The 17,590-nt window shown below is 65.1% G+C and carries 24 protein-coding genes; 14 read left to right on the forward strand and 10 right to left on the reverse strand.

The genetic code is table 11. From position 1 onward, the window contains the following. The 7 genes from ACSQ9E_RS10895 to ACSQ9E_RS10925 are packed head-to-tail and all read left to right on the forward strand — an operon-like array spanning position 1 to position 2,433. A complete protein-coding gene (locus tag ACSQ9E_RS10895) occupies positions 1-321 on the forward strand; it encodes a hypothetical protein (protein WP_436217764.1) in 321 nt (106 codons plus the stop codon). A gap of 12 nt (positions 322-333) precedes the next feature. Then, a complete protein-coding gene (locus ACSQ9E_RS10900) occupies positions 334-759 on the forward strand; it encodes a hypothetical protein (RefSeq protein WP_436217765.1) in 426 nt (141 codons plus the stop codon). Beyond that, positions 756-1,037 (forward strand): hypothetical protein, encoded by a 282-nt coding sequence (locus ACSQ9E_RS10905; protein WP_436217766.1) that lies wholly within the window; start codon positions 756-758, stop codon positions 1,035-1,037. The genes ACSQ9E_RS10900 and ACSQ9E_RS10905 overlap by 4 nt, the downstream gene beginning before the upstream one ends. Position 1,038: 1 nt before the next feature. Further along, positions 1,039-1,521 (forward strand): glycoside hydrolase family 108 protein, encoded by a 483-nt coding sequence (locus ACSQ9E_RS10910; RefSeq protein ID WP_436217767.1) that lies wholly within the window; start codon positions 1,039-1,041, stop codon positions 1,519-1,521. Next, positions 1,521-1,955 carry a DUF1353 domain-containing protein gene (locus ACSQ9E_RS10915; RefSeq protein WP_436217768.1) on the forward strand — a complete coding sequence of 145 codons (435 nt, stop codon included), beginning with the start codon at positions 1,521-1,523 and terminating at the stop codon, positions 1,953-1,955. Before ACSQ9E_RS10910 ends, ACSQ9E_RS10915 begins: the two co-directional genes overlap by 1 nt. Further along, a complete protein-coding gene (locus tag ACSQ9E_RS10920) occupies positions 1,952-2,302 on the forward strand; it encodes a DUF6527 family protein (protein WP_436217769.1) in 351 nt (116 codons plus the stop codon). The genes ACSQ9E_RS10915 and ACSQ9E_RS10920 overlap by 4 nt, the downstream gene beginning before the upstream one ends. After that, on the forward strand, positions 2,299-2,433 hold the full coding sequence (locus tag ACSQ9E_RS10925; RefSeq protein WP_436217770.1) for a hypothetical protein: 135 nt from the start codon (positions 2,299-2,301) through the stop codon (positions 2,431-2,433). The genes ACSQ9E_RS10920 and ACSQ9E_RS10925 overlap by 4 nt, the downstream gene beginning before the upstream one ends. Positions 2,434-2,480: 47 nt before the next feature. On the opposite strand, the gene ACSQ9E_RS10930 is transcribed toward ACSQ9E_RS10925, so the two are convergent. The 3 genes from ACSQ9E_RS10930 to ACSQ9E_RS10940 form a co-directional block, all read right to left on the reverse strand. Next, the gene (locus ACSQ9E_RS10930) at positions 2,481-2,729 is read right to left on the reverse strand and encodes a hypothetical protein (protein WP_436217771.1); all 249 of its coding nucleotides are present in this window, start codon (positions 2,727-2,729) and stop codon (positions 2,481-2,483) included. A gap of 488 nt (positions 2,730-3,217) precedes the next feature. Next, positions 3,218-4,516 (reverse strand): Y-family DNA polymerase, encoded by a 1,299-nt coding sequence (locus tag ACSQ9E_RS10935; RefSeq protein ID WP_436217772.1) that lies wholly within the window; start codon positions 4,514-4,516, stop codon positions 3,218-3,220. Between the two features lie 22 nt (positions 4,517-4,538). Beyond that, positions 4,539-4,991, reverse strand: a complete 453-nt coding sequence (locus ACSQ9E_RS10940) for a LexA family protein (protein WP_436217773.1) — start codon at positions 4,989-4,991, stop codon at positions 4,539-4,541. A 40-nt stretch (positions 4,992-5,031) separates the two neighbouring features. On the opposite strand from ACSQ9E_RS10940, the gene ACSQ9E_RS10945 reads away from it, so the two are divergent. Beyond that, positions 5,032-5,730 carry an SOS response-associated peptidase gene (locus tag ACSQ9E_RS10945; RefSeq protein WP_436217774.1) on the forward strand — a complete coding sequence of 233 codons (699 nt, stop codon included), beginning with the start codon at positions 5,032-5,034 and terminating at the stop codon, positions 5,728-5,730. A gap of 17 nt (positions 5,731-5,747) precedes the next feature. Here ACSQ9E_RS10945 and ACSQ9E_RS10950 read toward each other — a convergent pair whose 3' ends face one another. Both ACSQ9E_RS10950 and ACSQ9E_RS10955 read right to left on the reverse strand, forming a co-directional pair. Then, the gene (locus tag ACSQ9E_RS10950) at positions 5,748-5,996 is read right to left on the reverse strand and encodes a hypothetical protein (RefSeq protein WP_436217775.1); all 249 of its coding nucleotides are present in this window, start codon (positions 5,994-5,996) and stop codon (positions 5,748-5,750) included. A gap of 321 nt (positions 5,997-6,317) precedes the next feature. Further along, entirely contained in the window at positions 6,318-7,271 is a 954-nt protein-coding gene (locus ACSQ9E_RS10955) for an aldo/keto reductase (protein ID WP_436217776.1), read from the reverse strand. 307 nt (positions 7,272-7,578) lie between these two features. Between ACSQ9E_RS10955 and ACSQ9E_RS10960 the strand changes: the two genes are divergently transcribed. Then, entirely contained in the window at positions 7,579-8,595 is a 1,017-nt protein-coding gene (locus ACSQ9E_RS10960) for a hypothetical protein (protein ID WP_157412540.1), read from the forward strand. Here the strand turns inward: ACSQ9E_RS10960 and ACSQ9E_RS10965 are convergent. Beyond that, entirely contained in the window at positions 8,583-9,182 is a 600-nt protein-coding gene (locus ACSQ9E_RS10965) for a chromate transporter (protein WP_057203144.1), read from the reverse strand. The two genes, ACSQ9E_RS10960 and ACSQ9E_RS10965, sit on opposite strands and share 13 nt — an antisense overlap. Continuing rightward, positions 9,179-9,781, reverse strand: coding sequence for a chromate transporter (locus tag ACSQ9E_RS10970; protein ID WP_057203143.1), 603 nt, complete (start codon positions 9,779-9,781; stop codon positions 9,179-9,181). Before ACSQ9E_RS10970 ends, ACSQ9E_RS10965 begins: the two co-directional genes overlap by 4 nt. A 129-nt stretch (positions 9,782-9,910) precedes the next feature. Here ACSQ9E_RS10970 and ACSQ9E_RS10975 point away from each other — a divergent pair, with 129 nt between their 5' ends. The 4 genes from ACSQ9E_RS10975 (at position 9,911) to ACSQ9E_RS10990 (ending at position 14,223) form a co-directional block, all read left to right on the forward strand. Next, positions 9,911-10,756 carry a fumarylacetoacetate hydrolase family protein gene (locus tag ACSQ9E_RS10975; RefSeq protein WP_436217777.1) on the forward strand — a complete coding sequence of 282 codons (846 nt, stop codon included), beginning with the start codon at positions 9,911-9,913 and terminating at the stop codon, positions 10,754-10,756. Between the two features lie 116 nt (positions 10,757-10,872). Then, complete coding sequence (locus ACSQ9E_RS10980) at positions 10,873-12,759, forward strand: CHASE2 domain-containing protein (RefSeq protein ID WP_436217778.1); 1,887 nt, start codon at positions 10,873-10,875, stop codon at positions 12,757-12,759. 40 nt (positions 12,760-12,799) lie between these two features. Further along, positions 12,800-13,294: an SH3 domain-containing protein gene (locus ACSQ9E_RS10985; protein WP_235516152.1), complete on the forward strand. Its 495-nt coding sequence runs from the start codon at positions 12,800-12,802 to the stop codon at positions 13,292-13,294. Further along, positions 13,291-14,223, forward strand: coding sequence for a M48 family metalloprotease (locus tag ACSQ9E_RS10990; protein ID WP_436217779.1), 933 nt, complete (start codon positions 13,291-13,293; stop codon positions 14,221-14,223). The genes ACSQ9E_RS10985 and ACSQ9E_RS10990 overlap by 4 nt, the downstream gene beginning before the upstream one ends. A 90-nt stretch (positions 14,224-14,313) precedes the next feature. On the opposite strand, the gene ACSQ9E_RS10995 is transcribed toward ACSQ9E_RS10990, so the two are convergent. Together ACSQ9E_RS10995 and ACSQ9E_RS11000 are read right to left on the reverse strand one after the other, a co-directional pair. After that, the gene (locus tag ACSQ9E_RS10995) at positions 14,314-14,598 is read right to left on the reverse strand and encodes a DUF6150 family protein (protein WP_057203270.1); all 285 of its coding nucleotides are present in this window, start codon (positions 14,596-14,598) and stop codon (positions 14,314-14,316) included. A 174-nt stretch (positions 14,599-14,772) separates the two neighbouring features. Continuing rightward, positions 14,773-15,390, reverse strand: coding sequence for a hypothetical protein (locus ACSQ9E_RS11000; RefSeq protein WP_436217780.1), 618 nt, complete (start codon positions 15,388-15,390; stop codon positions 14,773-14,775). A 154-nt stretch (positions 15,391-15,544) separates the two neighbouring features. Here ACSQ9E_RS11000 and ACSQ9E_RS11005 point away from each other — a divergent pair, with 154 nt between their 5' ends. Beyond that, a complete protein-coding gene (locus tag ACSQ9E_RS11005; protein ID WP_436217781.1) occupies positions 15,545-16,912 on the forward strand; it encodes a PQQ-dependent sugar dehydrogenase in 1,368 nt (455 codons plus the stop codon). A gap of 8 nt (positions 16,913-16,920) precedes the next feature. Here ACSQ9E_RS11005 and ACSQ9E_RS11010 read toward each other — a convergent pair whose 3' ends face one another. Continuing rightward, a complete protein-coding gene (locus tag ACSQ9E_RS11010) occupies positions 16,921-17,562 on the reverse strand; it encodes a hypothetical protein (protein ID WP_436217782.1) in 642 nt (213 codons plus the stop codon). Between the last annotated feature and the right edge of the window lie 28 nt (positions 17,563-17,590).

The following is a 17,590-nucleotide window of genomic DNA, read 5'->3' on the forward strand; positions in this document are numbered from 1 at the left end:
ATGGAGCTGATTTTTACAACCGCGCTCGCGCTGCACCTGCTGGCCCCGCCCAGCGCCATGCCCGTGCAGTACACGGCCACCAGCCCGCAGGTGGCGGGCTCGCTCACTTTCGCCCCTGCGCGCGGCACCTGGGTGTCCACGTCTGAATGCTTCTGGGGCTGCTACGTGGCGGCGGGCGTGCCGGTGCAGCTGCTGCAGGGCGAGATAGACGTCGAGGCGCTGGCCAGCCTGGAGGTGACCATTCGCCGCGATGGGGTGCCGGTGGTGGATTGCTTTCGCTTTTACGGCGGCGTGCCGGTGTGCATGCCCAGTGGCAACTGAACCGGGGCCCCAATGCCTGAACCTACCTCTGCCGCCGCCGGCATCGCCACCATTGCGATGGCCGCCGCGTCTACCACCGCCGTCAGCATCTTCGGCATCCCCCTGGGGCTGCGCGCGGATCTGCTGGTGGCCGGCCTGTTCGGCGGGCTGGTCGCCATCGTTGTCATGAACACCGTGCCCAGCACCGGCGACACCTGGCGCGAGCTGCGGCGCACCACCGTGCGGCGCATGTGGGTTGCCTGCGCCAGCAGCATCACCGCCGGGTACATCACCCCCCTGGCCATGCTGATCATGTCGGTGCCCGAGCCGCTGCAGCTGTGCACGGCGTTCGTTGTCGGCGCCTTCGCGCAGCGCGCGCTGATGCGGGTTCGCGATCGCGTGCTCGGGCCCGACAAGCCAGAGCCCAGGCCAGGCATCGACAACGGGGGCGCGCAATGACATTCGCCTTGCACCTCATCTACTGGGCCGCCGGCTTCATCGTGCTGGCCGAGGCCTTGAACAAGCTGGAGCGCACCGCCCCATGCCGCCGTGGCTTGGCCTGGCGCGTGCGCACCACCGAGTGGCTCAAGGCCATCGCCTGGATGCTGCTCGCGGTGGGCGGCGCCGGCGCGCTGGCCAGCCCGCTGCTACCCAATGCCGCCCCCAGCCCGCAGGACGTTTGCATCGTGCTGGGTTTCGCGGTGCTGATCGTCCGAACCCGTGTGAAAGAAGGTTGACATGACCATGTTTCTAGACCTCATCGACCGAGTGCTATCCCACGAGGGCGGCTACGTCAACGACCCGCGCGACCCGGGCGGCGAGACGAAGTTCGGCATCTCCAAGCGCAGCTACCCAGCGGTGGACATCAAGGCTCTGACGCGCCCGCAGGCCATCGCCATCTACGAACGCGACTTCTGGCAGCGCGTGCAAGGCGACAAGCTGCCCCGGCCCTTCGTTTTTCAGGCCCTGGATGCGGCGGTCAACCACGGTATCGGCAACGCGGTGCGCTGGATGCAGCGCGCGGCCGGTGTGGCAGATGACGGGTACATCGGCCCGATGACCTTGGCGGCCGTGGGCCGTTCCGAGCCGGCCGACCTGGTGCTGCTCTTCAATGCTGAGCGGCTGGAGTTCTACGCCATGTTGGGGAAATTCGACGTGTACGGCCGGGGCTGGGTCAATCGCACTGCTGGCAATCTGCGGTACGCCGCGCAGGACAACTGATGATCCCGTGGCCATTCCCCGTCCGCGTGTCCTGGCTGGTCAAGCCCAGCCTGGAGCCGCTGGGCAACGGCAAACGCCGCCACACCAAACACGCCGCCGCCATGGTCGAGGATGTGAATGGCGAGGATGCCCCGGTCATTGTCCCCTTCGAGCCAGGCGACGAGACCGACGGGCCCAGCGTGCCCAAGCTGCCCGTCATCCACCTCTACTTCGCCGACAAGGGCGAGCTGCCCGCGATCATCCACGACAAGCTCTACACCATGGGCTGGCCGCGCGACTGGTGCGACGCGGTATTCCATGCTGCGCTGGTCGATGAGGTCAGCGACGTGGACGCCTACCTCATGTGGGCTGCCGTGCGCGTTGGCGGCGGCGCCTACTACCGCAAGGACGGTGAGACATCTGTCCACCCCGAAACCAGCAGGGAAGCGCCATGACCGTCCTGGCCAAGCCCGTGCGTCTGGAATATGGCGTCGGCTATCTGCCGTGCGCGGTCGAGGAAGCCACGCACGTCACGCTGCGCATCCCCGGCCCCGTGGGCATCCTGACCCTGCCCGTGATGCTCAAGGGCACGCGCGAAGGCACAGGCAACTGGACCTGGAACGGCAGCACCACTGCGCCGACCCTGCGCCCCAGCGTGCTCAACACCGGCCACGCCCACCGCTGCCACACCTGGATTACCGATGGCCAGGCCCAGTACCTCGACGACTGCTCGCACGAATTTCGCGGGCAGACCGTGCCGCTTCTCCCTGTTGACCAACCCACCGAAAGGCAAGACCCATGAAAACCATCGTCATCACCATCGCCGCCATCGTCCTGGCTGGATGCTCCAGCTTCAAGATGGGCGCCGGCTGCTATATCCCGCATGGGGTGAGCGGCCAATGTACGGCCGCGACAGTTGCCCCGGCCAAGTAAAAAAGCCGCCCGGCATTGCTGCTGGGCGGCTCACTTGCGAAGGGGTATTAGAGGTGCTTCGACCAGTTGTCGTTCAGCCACTTGAGGATATTTTCCCTGGACCGCACTGTAGACGGCAGTGCATTGCGCATCATCCGTTCGGCCTTCTTGGCGCTGATGAGATTTGCGCAGTGGCGGTTGAGGAAGTCGAGCATCTCGTATCCCTCATGGCGGTTCACGAAAATCGTGTCGGCCTTGCCGGTGACTCGAGGATCATCCGGCGGGATTGCGTTCCAGCTGTAATCCTTGAATGTCAATTGCAGTTTATTAATTACCATCGCGATTCCTTTTGTCCTTTTTGGACGATTGCTGACACATGAGCCAAGCACATCCCAAAGAAATCGTGGCAAGATCGCATCTGTGAGGAGGTGATCGCTTTGATCTCCCCATCCCGGCTTGGTGACAGGTTGGGCAAGAACGCCGCAGTCCCCACTGCGGCTTTTTTGTTGGGCGTGTCGACACTATATCTGGTGTCACCCATGCCTCCAAGACGCTACCGGTAGTGTACCGCCTCAACTCCTTTACAACATGTATCGTAATTGAGCAAGCTGAAATTTTGTACAGTTAGTCGGAGCGAGCATTCATAAGGATTTCTTAGTGAAATCGTTAATGGGCGGCCTTCTGCAGACAAAAAAGCTCTGCGTCCCGCATGTGTTCTGGTTTTCGTCTTTTGTGCGACTGCAGCAACAAATATTTAAAAAAATGCCGTCTGTAGGCGTCGGACACCTTGTCCTAGCACTTGTCGTCAAGCCCTAGCCACTGGCACATCCTCCCACCGCGTCGTGTACTGCGGTGTCCGCCGCTCCTGCCGCATCCCCCACTCGCGCACCTTCTCCGTCGCCCCGGTGCTGGCCACGTGGACCGTCCCCTTGCCATACCGCCCGTTGATCGCGTCCATGGCCGTCATCAGCTTGCTACGGTCGGCGCAGTCGTCATCCTCCAGATCCAGCTCGTGCTGCAACACGCTGCCGGGCACCAGGTCCAACAGCATTACCCCGGCCTTGATCAGGTCGTAGCCCTCGGCGTAGATGCGGCGGATGCCATGGGTAGCGGCCAGCACCAGGTCGCCGGTGTCGGCCGTGGGCCGGCGCAGCGGCACCACCACCGACTTGTTGAAGCGCGGCCCTGGCCGGAACGGGCTGGTGTGGGCGAACACCAGCACCTCACTGGCCAGGCTGCCCTGCTTGCGCAGCTTCTCGCCCGCGCGGCTGGCGAACTCGCTCACGGCCTGTAGCAGCGGGCCCAGGTCGGTGATGGGCTTGCCGAACGACCGGGTGCAGGCAATCTCTTTCTTCGGGCTGGGCGCATCGTCCAGCTCGATGCACGGCATGCCCTGAAGCTCGCGCACGGTTCGCTCCAGCACCACGCTCCAGCGCCGGCGCACGGTGGCCGGGTCCATGCGCACCAGGTCCAGCACGGTGTGGATGTCGCCCTCGTGCAACTGTGCCGCGATCTTGCGGCCCACGCCCCACACCTCTTCCACCAGGGTGGTGCCCAGCACCGCGTCGAGGTCCGAGGCGGGCAGGGCGGCCAGGTTGCACACGGTGGCCAGGTCGGCGGGGTAGCTGCCGGGCTTGCGCTCTGCTGTCTTGGCGATGTGGTTGGCCAGCTTCGCGAGGGTCTTGGTCCGGGCAATTCCGATGCCGCAGGGGATGCCGGTCCACTGGTTGATGCGGTCGCGCACCGCGCGGGCCCGCTTCGTCAGGTCGCCGCGAACGCCGTGCAGTCCAATGAATGATTCGTCAATGGAGTAGATCTCCTGCGTGGGGCCCAGGCCGGCCGCCAGGCTGTGCATGCGGTCGCTCATGTCCCCGTACAGCACGAAGTTGGCCGACAGGCCCACCAGGCCGTCCCCGAACTCCATGTGCTTGATCTCAAACCAGGGTGCCCCCATGGCAATACCCAGGGCCTTGGCCTCGTTGCTGCGCGCGATGGCGCACCCATCGTTGTTGCTCAGCACCACCACCGGGCGGCCGTTCAGGCTGGGGCGGAACACCCGCTCGCAGCTCACATAGAAATTGTTCCCGTCCACCAGTGCGTACATGCCGGGCCTCGCTGCATGCTGCTCAGGTCGGGAAGAGGGTGATGCACCCGCGTGCCACGCCCCAGACCTCGATGGTCTGGCTGTCCTTGGGCACGATGTCCGGGTAAGTCGGGTTGGCCGCCTGCAGCTTCACCCGGCCGGCACGCTGGTGCAGGTACTTGCAGGTGCATTCCCCGTCCACCACGGCCACCACCACGTGCATGTGCTTGGGCTTGATCGCCCTGTCGATGGCCAGGATGCTGCCGTCATGGATGTTGGCCCCCACCATGGAGTCGCCCCGTACGCGCCAGAAGTAGGTGGCCTGGGGGTGCTTCACCAGCAGCTTCATGATGTCCAGCCGCTCGACCATGAAGTCATCCGCCGGGCTTGGAAACCCCGCCTGCACAGAAACCCGCGACACTGGCAGCGCCAGCGCCTTCACGGCCACGTCATACGGGACGGGCCAGGGCGAGTCGAAAACATCAATACTGTGCATATATACAGTAATTGTAGCTCTTAACTGTCAGGAGACTGCCATGTGCACGTACTACGAAACCGGCGGCCCTGCCCAGCTCGGCCTCTACTTCGGCGATCTGCCCCAGGATGAGAACTGGCGCGACCACATTAGCCCGCTCTACCGGGGCGTTGTGCTGCGCCCTCGGGCGGCCGGCACCGAGCTGATAACCGGCCAGTGGGGCATGATCCCGCCCCGCTCCGAAACCAACATCCCCAAGGGTAAGGACGGCAAGCGCCTGAACACCGTGAACGCCCGGCGCGAGGGCATGGCCAAGTCCTGGACCTACGGCGGCGCTTGGCGCAAGGGGCAGCGCTGCCTCATCCCCGCGCAGCTGTTCGTGGAACCCTACTGGGGCACAGGCAAGCACATCGCATGGCAGTTCGAGCGGCCCGACGGGACGCCCTGGGCGCTGGCCGGCCTGTGGGACGTGTGGACCGACCCGGCCACGGGTGAGCTATGGACCAGCTACACCATGATCACCCAGAACGCGGACGATCACCCCCTGATGCGCCTCATGCACCGCCCCGACCCCAAGCGCCCGCCGGACAAGCAAGACAAGCGCGCCGTGGTGCCCATCGAGCGCGGCGACTGGGACGCCTGGCTGCGCGGCACCGTCGAAGAGGCTGAGGCGCTGATCAAGCTGCCGCCCGTGGAGGCGTTCAAGCACCGGGCCAAGGATCCGGCGCAGCAGGTGGATCTGCCCGTCACGACGGAATGACAGGAGGCCCCCCGCCCTCAATCGAGGCTGGAGCAATCCGCATCACCTACTGGGTCAGCCGCTTCGTTTTCGTAGGGTTGGCCATCAGCCGCGGCCAGGGCCAGTGTGCCTGCGTCGAGTGCGGCCGCCCAACTGTCAAAGTCGCACTCTGACGTTGAATGCGGTTTGAAGATATGGGCATCGTGCGGTTCTTGTTCCAGAACAACCCAGCGATAGGTCTCCTCATGATCTGGATCGGCAATGATCTGTAGGCAATGAGATGGCATCTGTGGCTCCGGCTTGATCAATGATGGGCCCATTCTGGCCTGAGTGGGATAAGAACGATGCAGGCCGAGACGCCGATCAAGCTGCCAAGGGAAAGTGTTCCATGAACTGTTCCATGGTGGTTATCGTGGTGGGGAAAATACAAGTTTTCCAAATGAAATTCTTATTTCTTATCGGTGATGATCGACCACATGTGATCGTGATTGACCTGGGTTCTTGAGGACCCTGGAAGCCAGCCCGTCACTGTGGTGACGGGCTTTTTTATGCATGCCAGGCTCGCATCGATTCCACGGTGTGTAATGCTTCCGTGGGTTTTGACCCTTTCACTCCGCGCTGGCGGCGCCCAGCGTGGCCAAGGCCTCGGCATCCAGCGTGAGCTGGCTGGCCTTCACCAGGTCCTGCAGCTGCGCCAGCGAGGTGGCGCTGGCAATCGGTGCGGTGATGCCCGGCTGCATGATCTGCCAGGCCACGGCCACCTGGCCGGGGGTGGCGCCAATGCGGGCCGCCACGGTATCCAGCGCGCCCAGGATGCGCAGGCCGCGCTCGTTGAGGTACTTTGCCGTGGTGTTCTTGCCGCGGGCGCTCTTGGCGGCATCGGCCTCGGTGCGGTACTTGCCGGTCAGAAAGCCGGCGGCCAGCGCATAGAAGTTGATCACGCCCACGCCTTGCTCCACGCACAGCGGCTGCAGTTCCTTTTCGAAGACGGCGCGGTCGTACAGGTTGAACAGGGGCTGCAGGCTCTCGTAGCGGGCCAGCCCCAGGCTTTCGCTGGTCTGCAGGGATTCTGCCAGGCGTGCCGCCGTGAAGTTGGAGGCGCCGATGGCGCGCACCTTGCCGGCCTTGATCAGGTCGCTGTAGGCGCCCAGCGTGTCGGCCAGCGGCACTGCGGCATCGTCGTCATGCGACTGGTAGAGGTCGATGTGGTCGGTCTGCAGGCGCGTGAGCGAGGCGTCCACCGCCTGGCGGATGTACTCGGGGCGCAGGCCCACCTTGCCGTCGCCCATGTCCTTGCCGACCTTGGTGGCCAGCACGATGCGGTTGCGTTTGCCGTTCTGCTTGAGCCAGCGGCCGATCACCGCCTCTGACTCGCCGCCCGTGTGGCCCGGCGCCCAGCGCGAGTACACGTCGGCCGTGTCGACGAAGTTGAAGCCGGCGTCCACCCAGGCGTCGAGCAGCCGGAACGAGGTGGCCTCATCGGCCGTCCAGCCGAAGACGTTGCCGCCAAAGCACAGAGGGGAAACTTGCAGGCCCGAGCGGCCCAGGGGACGGAGGTTCATGGAGTGGGGTTCCTTGGATGGGGATGCGGGGGACTGTTCGGAAGCATTGTTGCTGCTTTTTTTGAGTCCTGCTGAGGACAGCGCCCTTCGTGCGTGCGATAGGGGCAGGCCTGTGCGTGATGTTGTTCACGGCGGGGGCGCCTGCCAGCCAGTGGGCCTATGGACTTCAGTGCCCTGCAAAGAGGACACTTCGCCCAGCCTGCAGGGAACCCGTGCCTTGCAGGTGACAGGGTCTGTTCACGCGGGGATATCTGGCAAGCCGGGGTATGCAGAGCTCCTGGTCTACGCCTTCACCGGAGAAACCATGATGCGATCATCAATCAGGCGCTTTGCAGCGCTGGCACTCGGCGTATCGGTTGTCGCCACCGCCCAGGCGCAGCTGTCGGTACGCCCCTCCAGCCGCGACGCGGCGCGGCAATGGCTTGAAAGCTCGTTCCCCGCCCTTTTTCCGCCCGGTGCCGGGCAGGACGGAATGGCCGGGCCCTATGCCTACCGGTTCTACCCTTCGGTGGGCAATGCCTTTGCCTTCAGCGATGGCAAGTTTCTCGTGGCCAGCCAGACCCAGACCGCGGGGCAGATCGTGGACCTGACGGCGGCCCTGTGCCAGCTCAATGCTGCGCTGTGCGAGACCACGTCCGTGCCTCCCCCCGGCACGGGCACCGGCGCCGCGTCGGATTGCTTCAACCCGGTGCTGTTGCAGCAGGGAACGACCTACCGTTGGGATTGGCAGTCCAGTGACGGCGCCGTGCAGTTCAGCACCGAGGGGCGCATCAATGGCCCGGCCAGTTTTGCGGGGCAGACGGGCGTGATCGAAACCGAGCGCACCGTGTCGGTGGGCCGGGCCGGGGCGCCCCCATTCACATCCCGCGTGCGGGAGTACGAAAGCGTGGAGAACACGCCGCAGGGGCCCGTACTGCTGCGCTACGGAAGCATCGTGCTCATGGACGTGCCCTTGGCAGGTACCCGAACCACGATCGTGAACACCCCGGTGAACCGGATCCGCGATTTTTCGCTGGCCGTGAACGAGAGCTACACCTTGAACGAGGTGCGGCAGACCACCATGGAAATACCGGGATTGCCAACCCAGACAAGCACCGTCCGCGAAGCGCAGACCTTTACCTACCGAGGCCAGGAAAGCATCACCGTGCCGGCCGGCACCTATACGGCCTGCAAGTTCGAATGGACCAATGGCGCGCGCGTGTCGGCAGGGTGGACGGCCAAGGGCACCGGCCTGCCCCTGGTGATCACCGGCGACGATGGTGCAGGCAACCCGATCACGCTGTACATCAAGTCCAGCTCGCACATCAACGGTCAGCCCATATAACCCAGGGCACCGAGCAGCGCGCCGGCACCCAGCATCCACAGCAGGTGCAGGCGCGTCTTCCACACCAGCAGCATGGTCACCACGGTGGCCAGCCACAGCGGCCAGGCGGTGGCCAGACCGCCGTGCGCCTGGGCCAGCACCCAGGTGGTGGCCAGCAGCAGGCCGATGACCACCGGCACCATGCCCTGCTTGAAGGCGCGCACCCCGCGCCGCTCGCGGTTGCGGTGGCCCCAGCGCGTGGCCAGCCAGGTCAAGAGGCTGCTGGGCAGCATCACGCCCACCATGCACACGGCCATGCCCAGGGCGCCCAGCGCCCAGCCCAGCGGGCCGGCGCCGCCAGCGTTCAGGCCCACGTTCCAGCCCAGCAGGGCGATGAAGAGCACGTTCGGCCCGGGGGCGGCCTGGGCGATGGCGATGGAGGCGTTGAACTGCGGGTCGGTCAGCCAAGTCTGCTTTTCCACGAGAAAGCGGTGCATGTCGGGCGCGGTGGCGATGGCGCCGCCCACGGCCAGCAGCGACAGCGACATGTAGTACAGGAACAGCTGCAGCCAGTCGGCCCAGCCCAGGCTGATGGTGGCGCCGGTCATGGTGCGAGCTTTCGCCAGGTGAGCAGGCAGGCCGCGCCGCCCAGGATCGGCAGCGTCCACATCAGCGGCCAGCGCAGCACGGCCATGGCCACCACGGTCAGCACCGTGAGCACGGAGCACACCGCCGGCCCAAGCGGGTGGGTGCGCAGTGTGGCCGAGAGCTTGAGGCCCGTGCCCGCGATCAGCCCGGCCGCCACCGCGCCCATGCCACGCAGGGCGCCGGCCACGGCCGGGTGGCTGGCAAACTGGGCATACACCACGGCCAGCGACAGCACCAGCATGAGTGGAAACAGCAGCATGCCGGCCAGCGCGGCCAGCGCGCCGCGCCAGCCGAAGTAGCGGTCGCCGATGGTGATGGACAGGTTGACCACATTGGGGCCCGGCATGATCTGCGCCACGGCCCATTCCTCGACGAATTCCTCGTTCGTCATCCAGCGCTTGCGTTCCACCAGTTCGCGCTGCACCACGGCCAGCACGCCGCCAAAACCCTGCAGCGCCAGCCAGGTGAAGGACCAGAACAGGTCGGTGCAGTTGCGCGGGGCGGGGCGCGGCTCTGCCGGTACGGGCTGGATGGGAGAGGGCGGGACGGCAGGGGCCATGGGGAGCAGAGCGGGATCAGGTTCTGGGCACCGTTGCGGCGCAACCCTGCGATGTTAAACGGCTCGGTACCTGCTGGCGGCCACAGATGGGTATGCTGGCGCCTTCCCGCATCCTGAACCAATCCCGACATGAAACTCATCCGTTACGGACAACCTGGCGCCGAGCGCCCCGGCCTGCTCGACAGCGAGGGCGTGCTGCGCGACCTCTCCATGCTGCTGCCCGAGCTGGGCCCGGCCCAGCTCAACCCGCGCACGCTGGCCGCCCTGGCCGCCATCGACGCCACGCGCCTGCCGGCCGTGGAGGGCACGCCCCGCCTGGGCTGCCCCGTGGGTGGCGTGGGCAAGATCGTCTGCGTGGGCCTGAACTACGCCGACCATGCGGCCGAGGCCGGCATGCAGGCGCCGGCCGAGCCCGTGCTGTTCATGAAGGCGATCACCTCGCTGAGCGGGCCGAACGACGAGGTGCGCATTCCGCCCGGCTCGCTCAAGACCGACTGGGAGGTGGAGCTGGGCATGGTCATCGGCACCCGCGCCAGCCATGTGAACGAGGCAGCCGCGCTGCAGCACGTGGCGGGCTATGTGCTGGCCAACGATGTGTCCGAGCGCTCGTACCAGATCGAGCGCGGCGGCCAGTGGGTCAAGGGCAAAAGCTATGACACCTTTGCCCCCATCGGCCCCTGGCTGGTGACCGCCGACGAGGTGGCCGACCCGCATGCACTGGACCTGTGGCTCGAAGTCAATGGCCAGCGCGTGCAGAACGGCAACACGCGCAACTTCATCTTCGGCCTGCCCCAGGTGATTGCGTACATCAGCCAGTTCATGACGCTGGAGCCCGGCGACATCGTGCTCACCGGCACGCCCGCCGGCGTGGGCCTGGGCCAGAAGCCCGCGCCCTGGTTCCTCAAGCCGGGCGACGTGGTTCGCCTGGGCGCGACGGGGCTGGGCGAGCAGCGGCAGGTCTGCGCGGGCGGCTGATGGGCTTGGGGGAGTAGGGGGCGCACAACGCGCAGGGTAGATGCGCTTGCCGCAGGCAAAGCCGGGCGTGGATACTCTGGCCTGTGTCGTCTGCCCCTTCCCACCATTCATCGACCGTGCTCACCCGGCTGCGCCAGCGCTTTGGCCGTCGTGCGCTGTATGCCGTGCTGTGCCTCATGCTCTGCGCGCTGGCGCTGTTCGAGGTGACCACGTGGCACAAGCTCGATGCCCTCGACAACCGTGTCGGGGATGCGCTCCTGCGCTGGCATGCGGACAGCCGCAAGCCGCCGGACGACGTGGTGCTGATCGACATTGACCAGCCATCGCTGATGGACCCGCAGATGTTCGACATCGCGGGCAAGTGGGTCTGGCCGCGCGTGATCCACGCCGAGCTGATCAATGCGCTGGTGGCACAGCAGCCGCGCGCCATCGTGCTTGATCTGTTCCTTTCGCAACCCGACCGCTTTCGCCCCGAAAACGACGCAGAACTGGCGAAGGCGCTGGCTTTCGAGCGCGCCTTTGTTCCCATGCTCCTCATGGATGGGGCGGAGCAGAAGGCGCCACTGTCCATGGCGCCGCCGGTGATGGGCATACGGGCGCTGGAGCATGCCGACCCGAAGGCCAGCTACGGCATCGAGGCGCCGTTGGCCCTGCCCCCCGACGCCTGGCGCACGGGGTACATCAACTTCATCAAGGACCGCGATGGCATGGGCCGCCATACCGAATTGGGCCGCGAGGTCGATGGTTGGTGGATACCGCACATGATCGGGCGGGTGGCCGATGCACTGCAACTGCCCAAACCCAAGCAGCCGGGTTTCCGGTTGAACTGGTACGGCACGGAGTTCACACGCATTCCCTACGCGAAGGCCTATCTGGCGACCCAGATGGAGGGCGGCAAACTGCCTTTCGACGCCCATGGCAAGATCATCGTGATCGGTGCCACGGCCAGCGGAATTTTCGACTTCGTTCCCACGCCGTTCGATGCCACGACCCCCGGCCCCTTTGTTTTGGCAACTGGAATAGCCAACCTGCAGAACAATGACTGGTTGCGTGAGGCCCCGGTTTGGGCAAATCCGGCCCTGGTGCTGGTATTGATCTGCACTCTTGCGGTGGCCTTCGTTGTTCGCATGTCACCCATCTGGGTGATCACGGGCTATGCCGCGCTGGTGGCTGCGGCCATTGGGGTCAGTCTGCTGGTGTTGCAGCAGAGCCATGTGTACTGGATGCCGGTGTCCACGCTGGTGCTGGGGGCGGTGGCGTTGCTGGCCTTTGGGCTGCTGTCTTCGCGGCTGGAGATGGGGCAACGGCGCCATGTGCAGGCCATGTTCTCGCGCTTCGTGGATCCACGCATCGTGCAGGATTTGTCTGAAACGGTTGCCCAGGCCGAGGTTTCCGCCAGCCGCGAGATCACGCTATTGTTCTCGGACATCCGGGGCTTCACCAGCCTGTCGGAGCACCGCAAGCCCGAGGAGATCGTGAACATCCTCAACCGTTATTTCGAAATGCAGGTGGAGGTGATCTTCCGCTACCAGGGCACGCTGGACAAATTCATCGGCGACGCCATCATGGCCTTCTGGGGGGCGCCCATCGCCCAGCCCAACCACGCCGTGCTGGCGGTGGAGGCGGCACTGGGCATGGCCGATGCACTGCAGCGCTTTGCCGACGACATGGCACGCGAAGACCCCACCGCCAAATTCGACATCGGTATCGGCGTGCACACGGGGTCGGCCGTCGTCGGATTTCTGGGCACATCGCGCCGGCTGGATTACACCGCAATCGGCGATGCCGTCAACCTGTGCAGCCGCATCGAAGGTTGCACAAAAGGCATAGCCCGGGTTTTGGTTTCCGAGTCGACAAGGGCACAATGTGGGGAAACATTTGTTTTCATTGACCGCGGCGATTTCGAAGTAAAGGGCCGTGACCAGGCGGTGCGGCTTTTTGAGCCGCAGCGCCGCTCGCCAATGGGGGAATCGGCACCCGCCGCAACCCCGGTTTTGACATAGAGAGAGGAGAAGGAAAGTGAACACATCATTCGTAGGCTTTTTGAAGGGCCTGCTGATTGCGCTGCTGCTGGGGCTGGGCCTCGGTGCGCACGCCCAACAGCTGGAAGTCACCACCCCCACCGAGCTGCGCGCCATGCCGGCCACAAATGGCAAGGTGGTAACGAGGCTGGTCAAGGGCAGCAAGCTCGAACAGATCGAAGCGCAGGTCGGCTGGATCAAGGTGAAGTTCGGTGAACTGGAAGGCTGGGTACGCTTGAACTTCGTGAAAACCATGCAAGCTGCCGCGCCAGCCGCTGCTCCGTCCAATTCTGGTACCAACCTGGCAGGCTTGTTCTCCCCACGCAGCAATGCGCCTACTGCGTCCACCGGCACCAAGGGACTCACCAAGGAACAGATCGCCAACGCCCAGCCGAATCCGGCTGAAATGGCACAGCTTGAGAAGTACGCCATCAACATGGGCCAGGCCGAGCAGTTTGCGCGCAGCGGCAAGGTCGTGGCGCAGAAGATTGACGCTTACACCGGAGCAGAAAAATGAAACTCCAACGCTTGAAGGTCGCCGCGCTGGTGCTGGCTGCCGTCGTATTGCTGACCGGTTGTGAAACCATGCCTGCTGCTGGCGGCGCACCCGGCGGGCTGGGGGCCATCTCCTCCGTATTGGGTGGCGGTTCCGGCGGCGGCTCGCGTGCTGGCGGCGTCATGGACGTGATCCAGGGTGCATCCGCTGCATTCAAGGACTATTCGGCCGAAGAGCAGCGCGCCATGGGCAATGACTTCGCGTCCGTGCTGCTGGGTGCCCGCCCGCTGCTGCGCAACGAAGCTGTGCAGCGCTATGTGAGCCAGGTCGGCTGGTGGGTGGCCGCGCAGGCTGAAAAGCCCAAGGACAAGGACGGCAAGGACATCCAGTTTGCCTGGCGCTTTGGCGTGATCGACTCCGACGCCGTGAACGCCTACGCCACACCCGGCGGCTTCGTGTTCGTCACCGTCGGCCTGTTGCGCCAGCTCAAGTCCGAATCGGAACTGGCCGGCGTGCTGGGCCACGAAATCGCCCACGTGACGCGCGGCCACTACCTGGCCGCCATCAAGAAGGGTGGCTTTGCCCAGGCTGCCGGCGGCGTGGTGCAGGCACGCTCGGGCAATGCCATGGTGAGCTCTGCCATGGTGGGCCTGGTGCGCAATCTGTACACCAAGGGTCTGGACCAGTCGGACGAGTTCGATGCCGACCGCCAGGGCGTGCTCTACGCCGCCCGGGCCGGCTACGCACCCATTGGTCTGCCCACGGTGCTGAACATGTATGCAGCCACCGGTTCAGGCTCCAATCAGGCGTATGAAGTGCTGTTCTCGACCCATCCGGCCCCCAAGGACCGCCTGGAGAAACTACAGCCGTTCATGTCCAGCAAGTTTGGCTCGGCCGCGAACGTGAGCAACGAAGCCCGCTACGACGCCATCAAGCGCCAGCTGCGTTGATGCCTGCAGGGCGGCGGCGATGCCGCCCATGGCAAAAACCCCTGCCGTGCATTGCAAGGCAGGGGTTTTTCATTTCTGGCGGGCAGCGGCTCAGCCCATCTTGCCCTTGAACCTGTTACCCGCATCGCGCCAGCCCGCCTGCTCGGGCGTCTTGACCTGGAAGGCCTTGATGTCGGCCTGGCTCTCGAACTTCACCTTGAAGATCTTGAAGCTGGCCTGGGTTGCGTAGTCAACAAAGTACCAGGTGGTGTCCCCGCGCGCCTGGGGCTCGTAGGCGGCCTCGTACCAGCACAGGTCGGCCTGGCTTTCATGGGCCACTTCGCAGACGGTTGCATCGGCCTGGTGTTCGTACTTGGTGACCAGAATCTTCGCCATGGGGAGTTCCTCTTCGTGCACTGGAGACGGGGCCAAAAGTCGCGCCGGCGGCATTGCCTTGTGTCGCCAGTGCAAGGTTATCCAAAAAACCGTGAAAAATTCCACGGAACCGACAGGCGTCACATCTGGACACCTTGTCGGTGAAATTTTGTCTTTTTCAGCGCACCGAAGTGGCTACTCCACTTGCGCCGTCTCCACGAAGATCAGCTCGCAGGAGTTGGCGCCCGAATCCGAGCGGGTGAGTGAGCTGGTCCAGCGCCAGCCGCCGGGGTGCGTTACCTCCACCAACTGGCCGGTGATGCGGATGAATTGCCCCGTGCGCGCCTTTTTGAGCACCCGCTCCACGGCCGCGTTGGCCGGGATCATGTGCATGTTGGCCGATGACTCGATGATCTCCTGCAGGGGGATCGGTGGCTGGCTCGACCACGAATAGCGGTACCAGCGCCCGCCCTGGGTGATGTTCAAGGGCTCGTACACCGCCGGCTCGGCCATGCGCCGCCAGCCCAAGGCAAGGTCCACGGGGGACAGATCGGCTTCGCGGCCAAAGGAGTATTCCTCGCGCCCCAGCACCCTGGCGCGTATGGCGAACTGGGCCAGTGGTTTGACCTGGTACTCCTTCAGCGCAAAGGGGGCAGCGCTGGTGGAGGTCTGCTGCGGTACCTCGGCAAACACCTGCTGCGTGGTCGACTGGCCCTGCAGCCGCTTGTCCACCCGGCCTACGCGCAGCTTCTCGACGGCGAAAAAGCCGATGAGCAAAATGATCGCCAGCAGGACAACGGTCTTGAATCTCATGGAAGTTCTTGCGGCGGCCAATGCGGTAGGGTTGTGGAAATAAATGTAACTCGGGGCTGCGCATTTTGCGCAGTCGGCTGACAGGGCGCGCGTGCCTGGCCATCCACACTGCACCCACCTCCAGCCACAAAGGCCGCCTCAAAGGTCCCTCGCCATGCTATTTTCCTTTTCGCTGACATCGCGCCTCTGGCCGCTGCTCACAGGCACGGTGCTGGCCGCCAGCCTTGCCGCATGCGGCGACACTGCCATCCTCTCGCCCGAGCAGGGCATGGGCAAGTCGCCCACCTTGCCGACGCCGAACCAATCGCTGATACCCACACTGCACATCGCCCCTGCCACAGGCTGGCCCGAGGGAGCCATGCCCACCACCAGCCTGCCGGGCCTGTCGGTCACGCCGCTGGCCACCGGGCTAGACCACCCGCGCTGGGTGCTGGTGCTGCCCAATGGCGACGTGCTGGTGGCCGAAAGCCAGGCCCCGCCCAAGGGCGAGGGCGCGCCATCGGGTGGTGTGCTCGGCGCCATCAAGGGCTGGGTCATGAAAACGGTGATGGGCAAGGCCGGCTCGGGCAAACGCCCCTCGGCCAACCGCATCACGCTGCTGCGCGACGCCGATGGCGATGGCAGGGCCGAAACACAGAGCGTTTTTCTGCAGAACCTGAACTCGCCGTTCGGCATGGCCCTGGTGGGCAACGAACTCTACGTGGCCAATGCCGATGCGGTTGTGCGCTTTCCCTATGAGGCGGGGCAAACGAGCATCACCGCCCCGGGCACCAAGCTGGTGGACCTGCCCGGCGGCCCCATCAACCACCACTGGACCAAGAACCTGATCGCCAGCGCCGACGGCAGCAAGCTCTACGTGACCGTGGGCTCCAACAGCAACGTGGGTGAGAACGGCATGCAGGCCGAAGAGGGCCGTGCCGCCATCTGGGAGGTGGACCGCGCCAGCGGCTCCCACCGCATCTTCGCCAGCGGCCTGCGCAACCCCAACGGCCTGGGCTGGGCGCCCGGTACGGGCGCGCTGTGGACGGTGGTCAACGAGCGCGACGAGATCGGCAGCGACCTGGTGCCCGACTACCTCACCTCGGTCAAGGATGGCACCTTCTACGGTTGGCCCTACAGCTACTACGGCCAGCATGTGGATGAGCGCGTGCAGCCGCCCCGGCCCGACCTGGTGGCCAAGGCCGTGTCGCCTGACTATGCCCTGGGCTCGCATGTGGCGCCGCTGGGCATGGCGTTTTCGCAAGGGCCGGCCCTGGCGCCACAGCTGGCCAGCGGTGCCTTCGTGGGCGAGCATGGCTCGTGGAACCGCAAGCCGCGCAGCGGCTACAAGGTGGTGTTCGTGCCGTTTGTCGATGGACAGCCTTCGGGCCTGCCCATCGACGTACTGGCAGGCTTCGTGAGCCCGGATGGCGATGCCTATGGCCGCCCGGTGGGGGTGGCCGTGGATGCGCGCGGTGGCTTGCTGGTGGCCGATGACGTGGGCAACGCCGTCTGGCGCGTGGGTGCAGCAGTACCCAGGTAGCCCGGAATTCAGCGCATTCCGACCGCTTGCAGTGCCTTCTGGAGCGTGATCCGGAAGACCGTGTGCTGGTAGGGGTCTGCAATGACCACCGTGTGGGTGGCCCGGCCGTCGCTCAGCGTGAAGCCGTTGGTGTACGCGCTGATATTCACGAGAGCGTCGAGCGGCAGGGCAAAGGACTTGTGGTCGCCCGCGAAGATGACGCGCTCGTCGGTCACTACCAGCTCCCCGGTAGCGACGATGAGGGCCTCATTCACCGCCATGCTGGTGGCATTGCTGTGGTGGTTGGTGCCCACGCCAAACAGTTGCGGGTGGCTGGTTCCCGCTGTCTCGGTCTCGTAGCCCACGGTGTGGACCTCTCGCAGGCCCGCCTCGACCGCTGCATAGGCGACTTCTCCGGGCCGCACCAAGGCCTGGCGCGGAACCATCGGGGTCAGGGGCTGCTCCTGCAAGCGCACGAGGGCTTGCTGTTCGCGGGCTTTGCGGATTCTGATGCCGCGCGCACTCACCACCAGAAAGAAACCCAGGGCGCCCGCGATACCCCAGCAAAGGGCCACGCCGATCACGGCCTGCAAAAGCGTGGCACTGGGGGGAATCTCCCCCTGCAGCCACAGCCGGAGCCAGTTGACCGGCACCAGCGCAAGGATCACCACGATGACCCACGAAAAAAATCTGCCGACG

The sequence above is a fragment of the Acidovorax sp. LjRoot118 genome, from assembly GCF_964253575.1.
Lineage (GTDB): Bacteria > Pseudomonadota > Gammaproteobacteria > Burkholderiales > Burkholderiaceae_C > Acidovorax.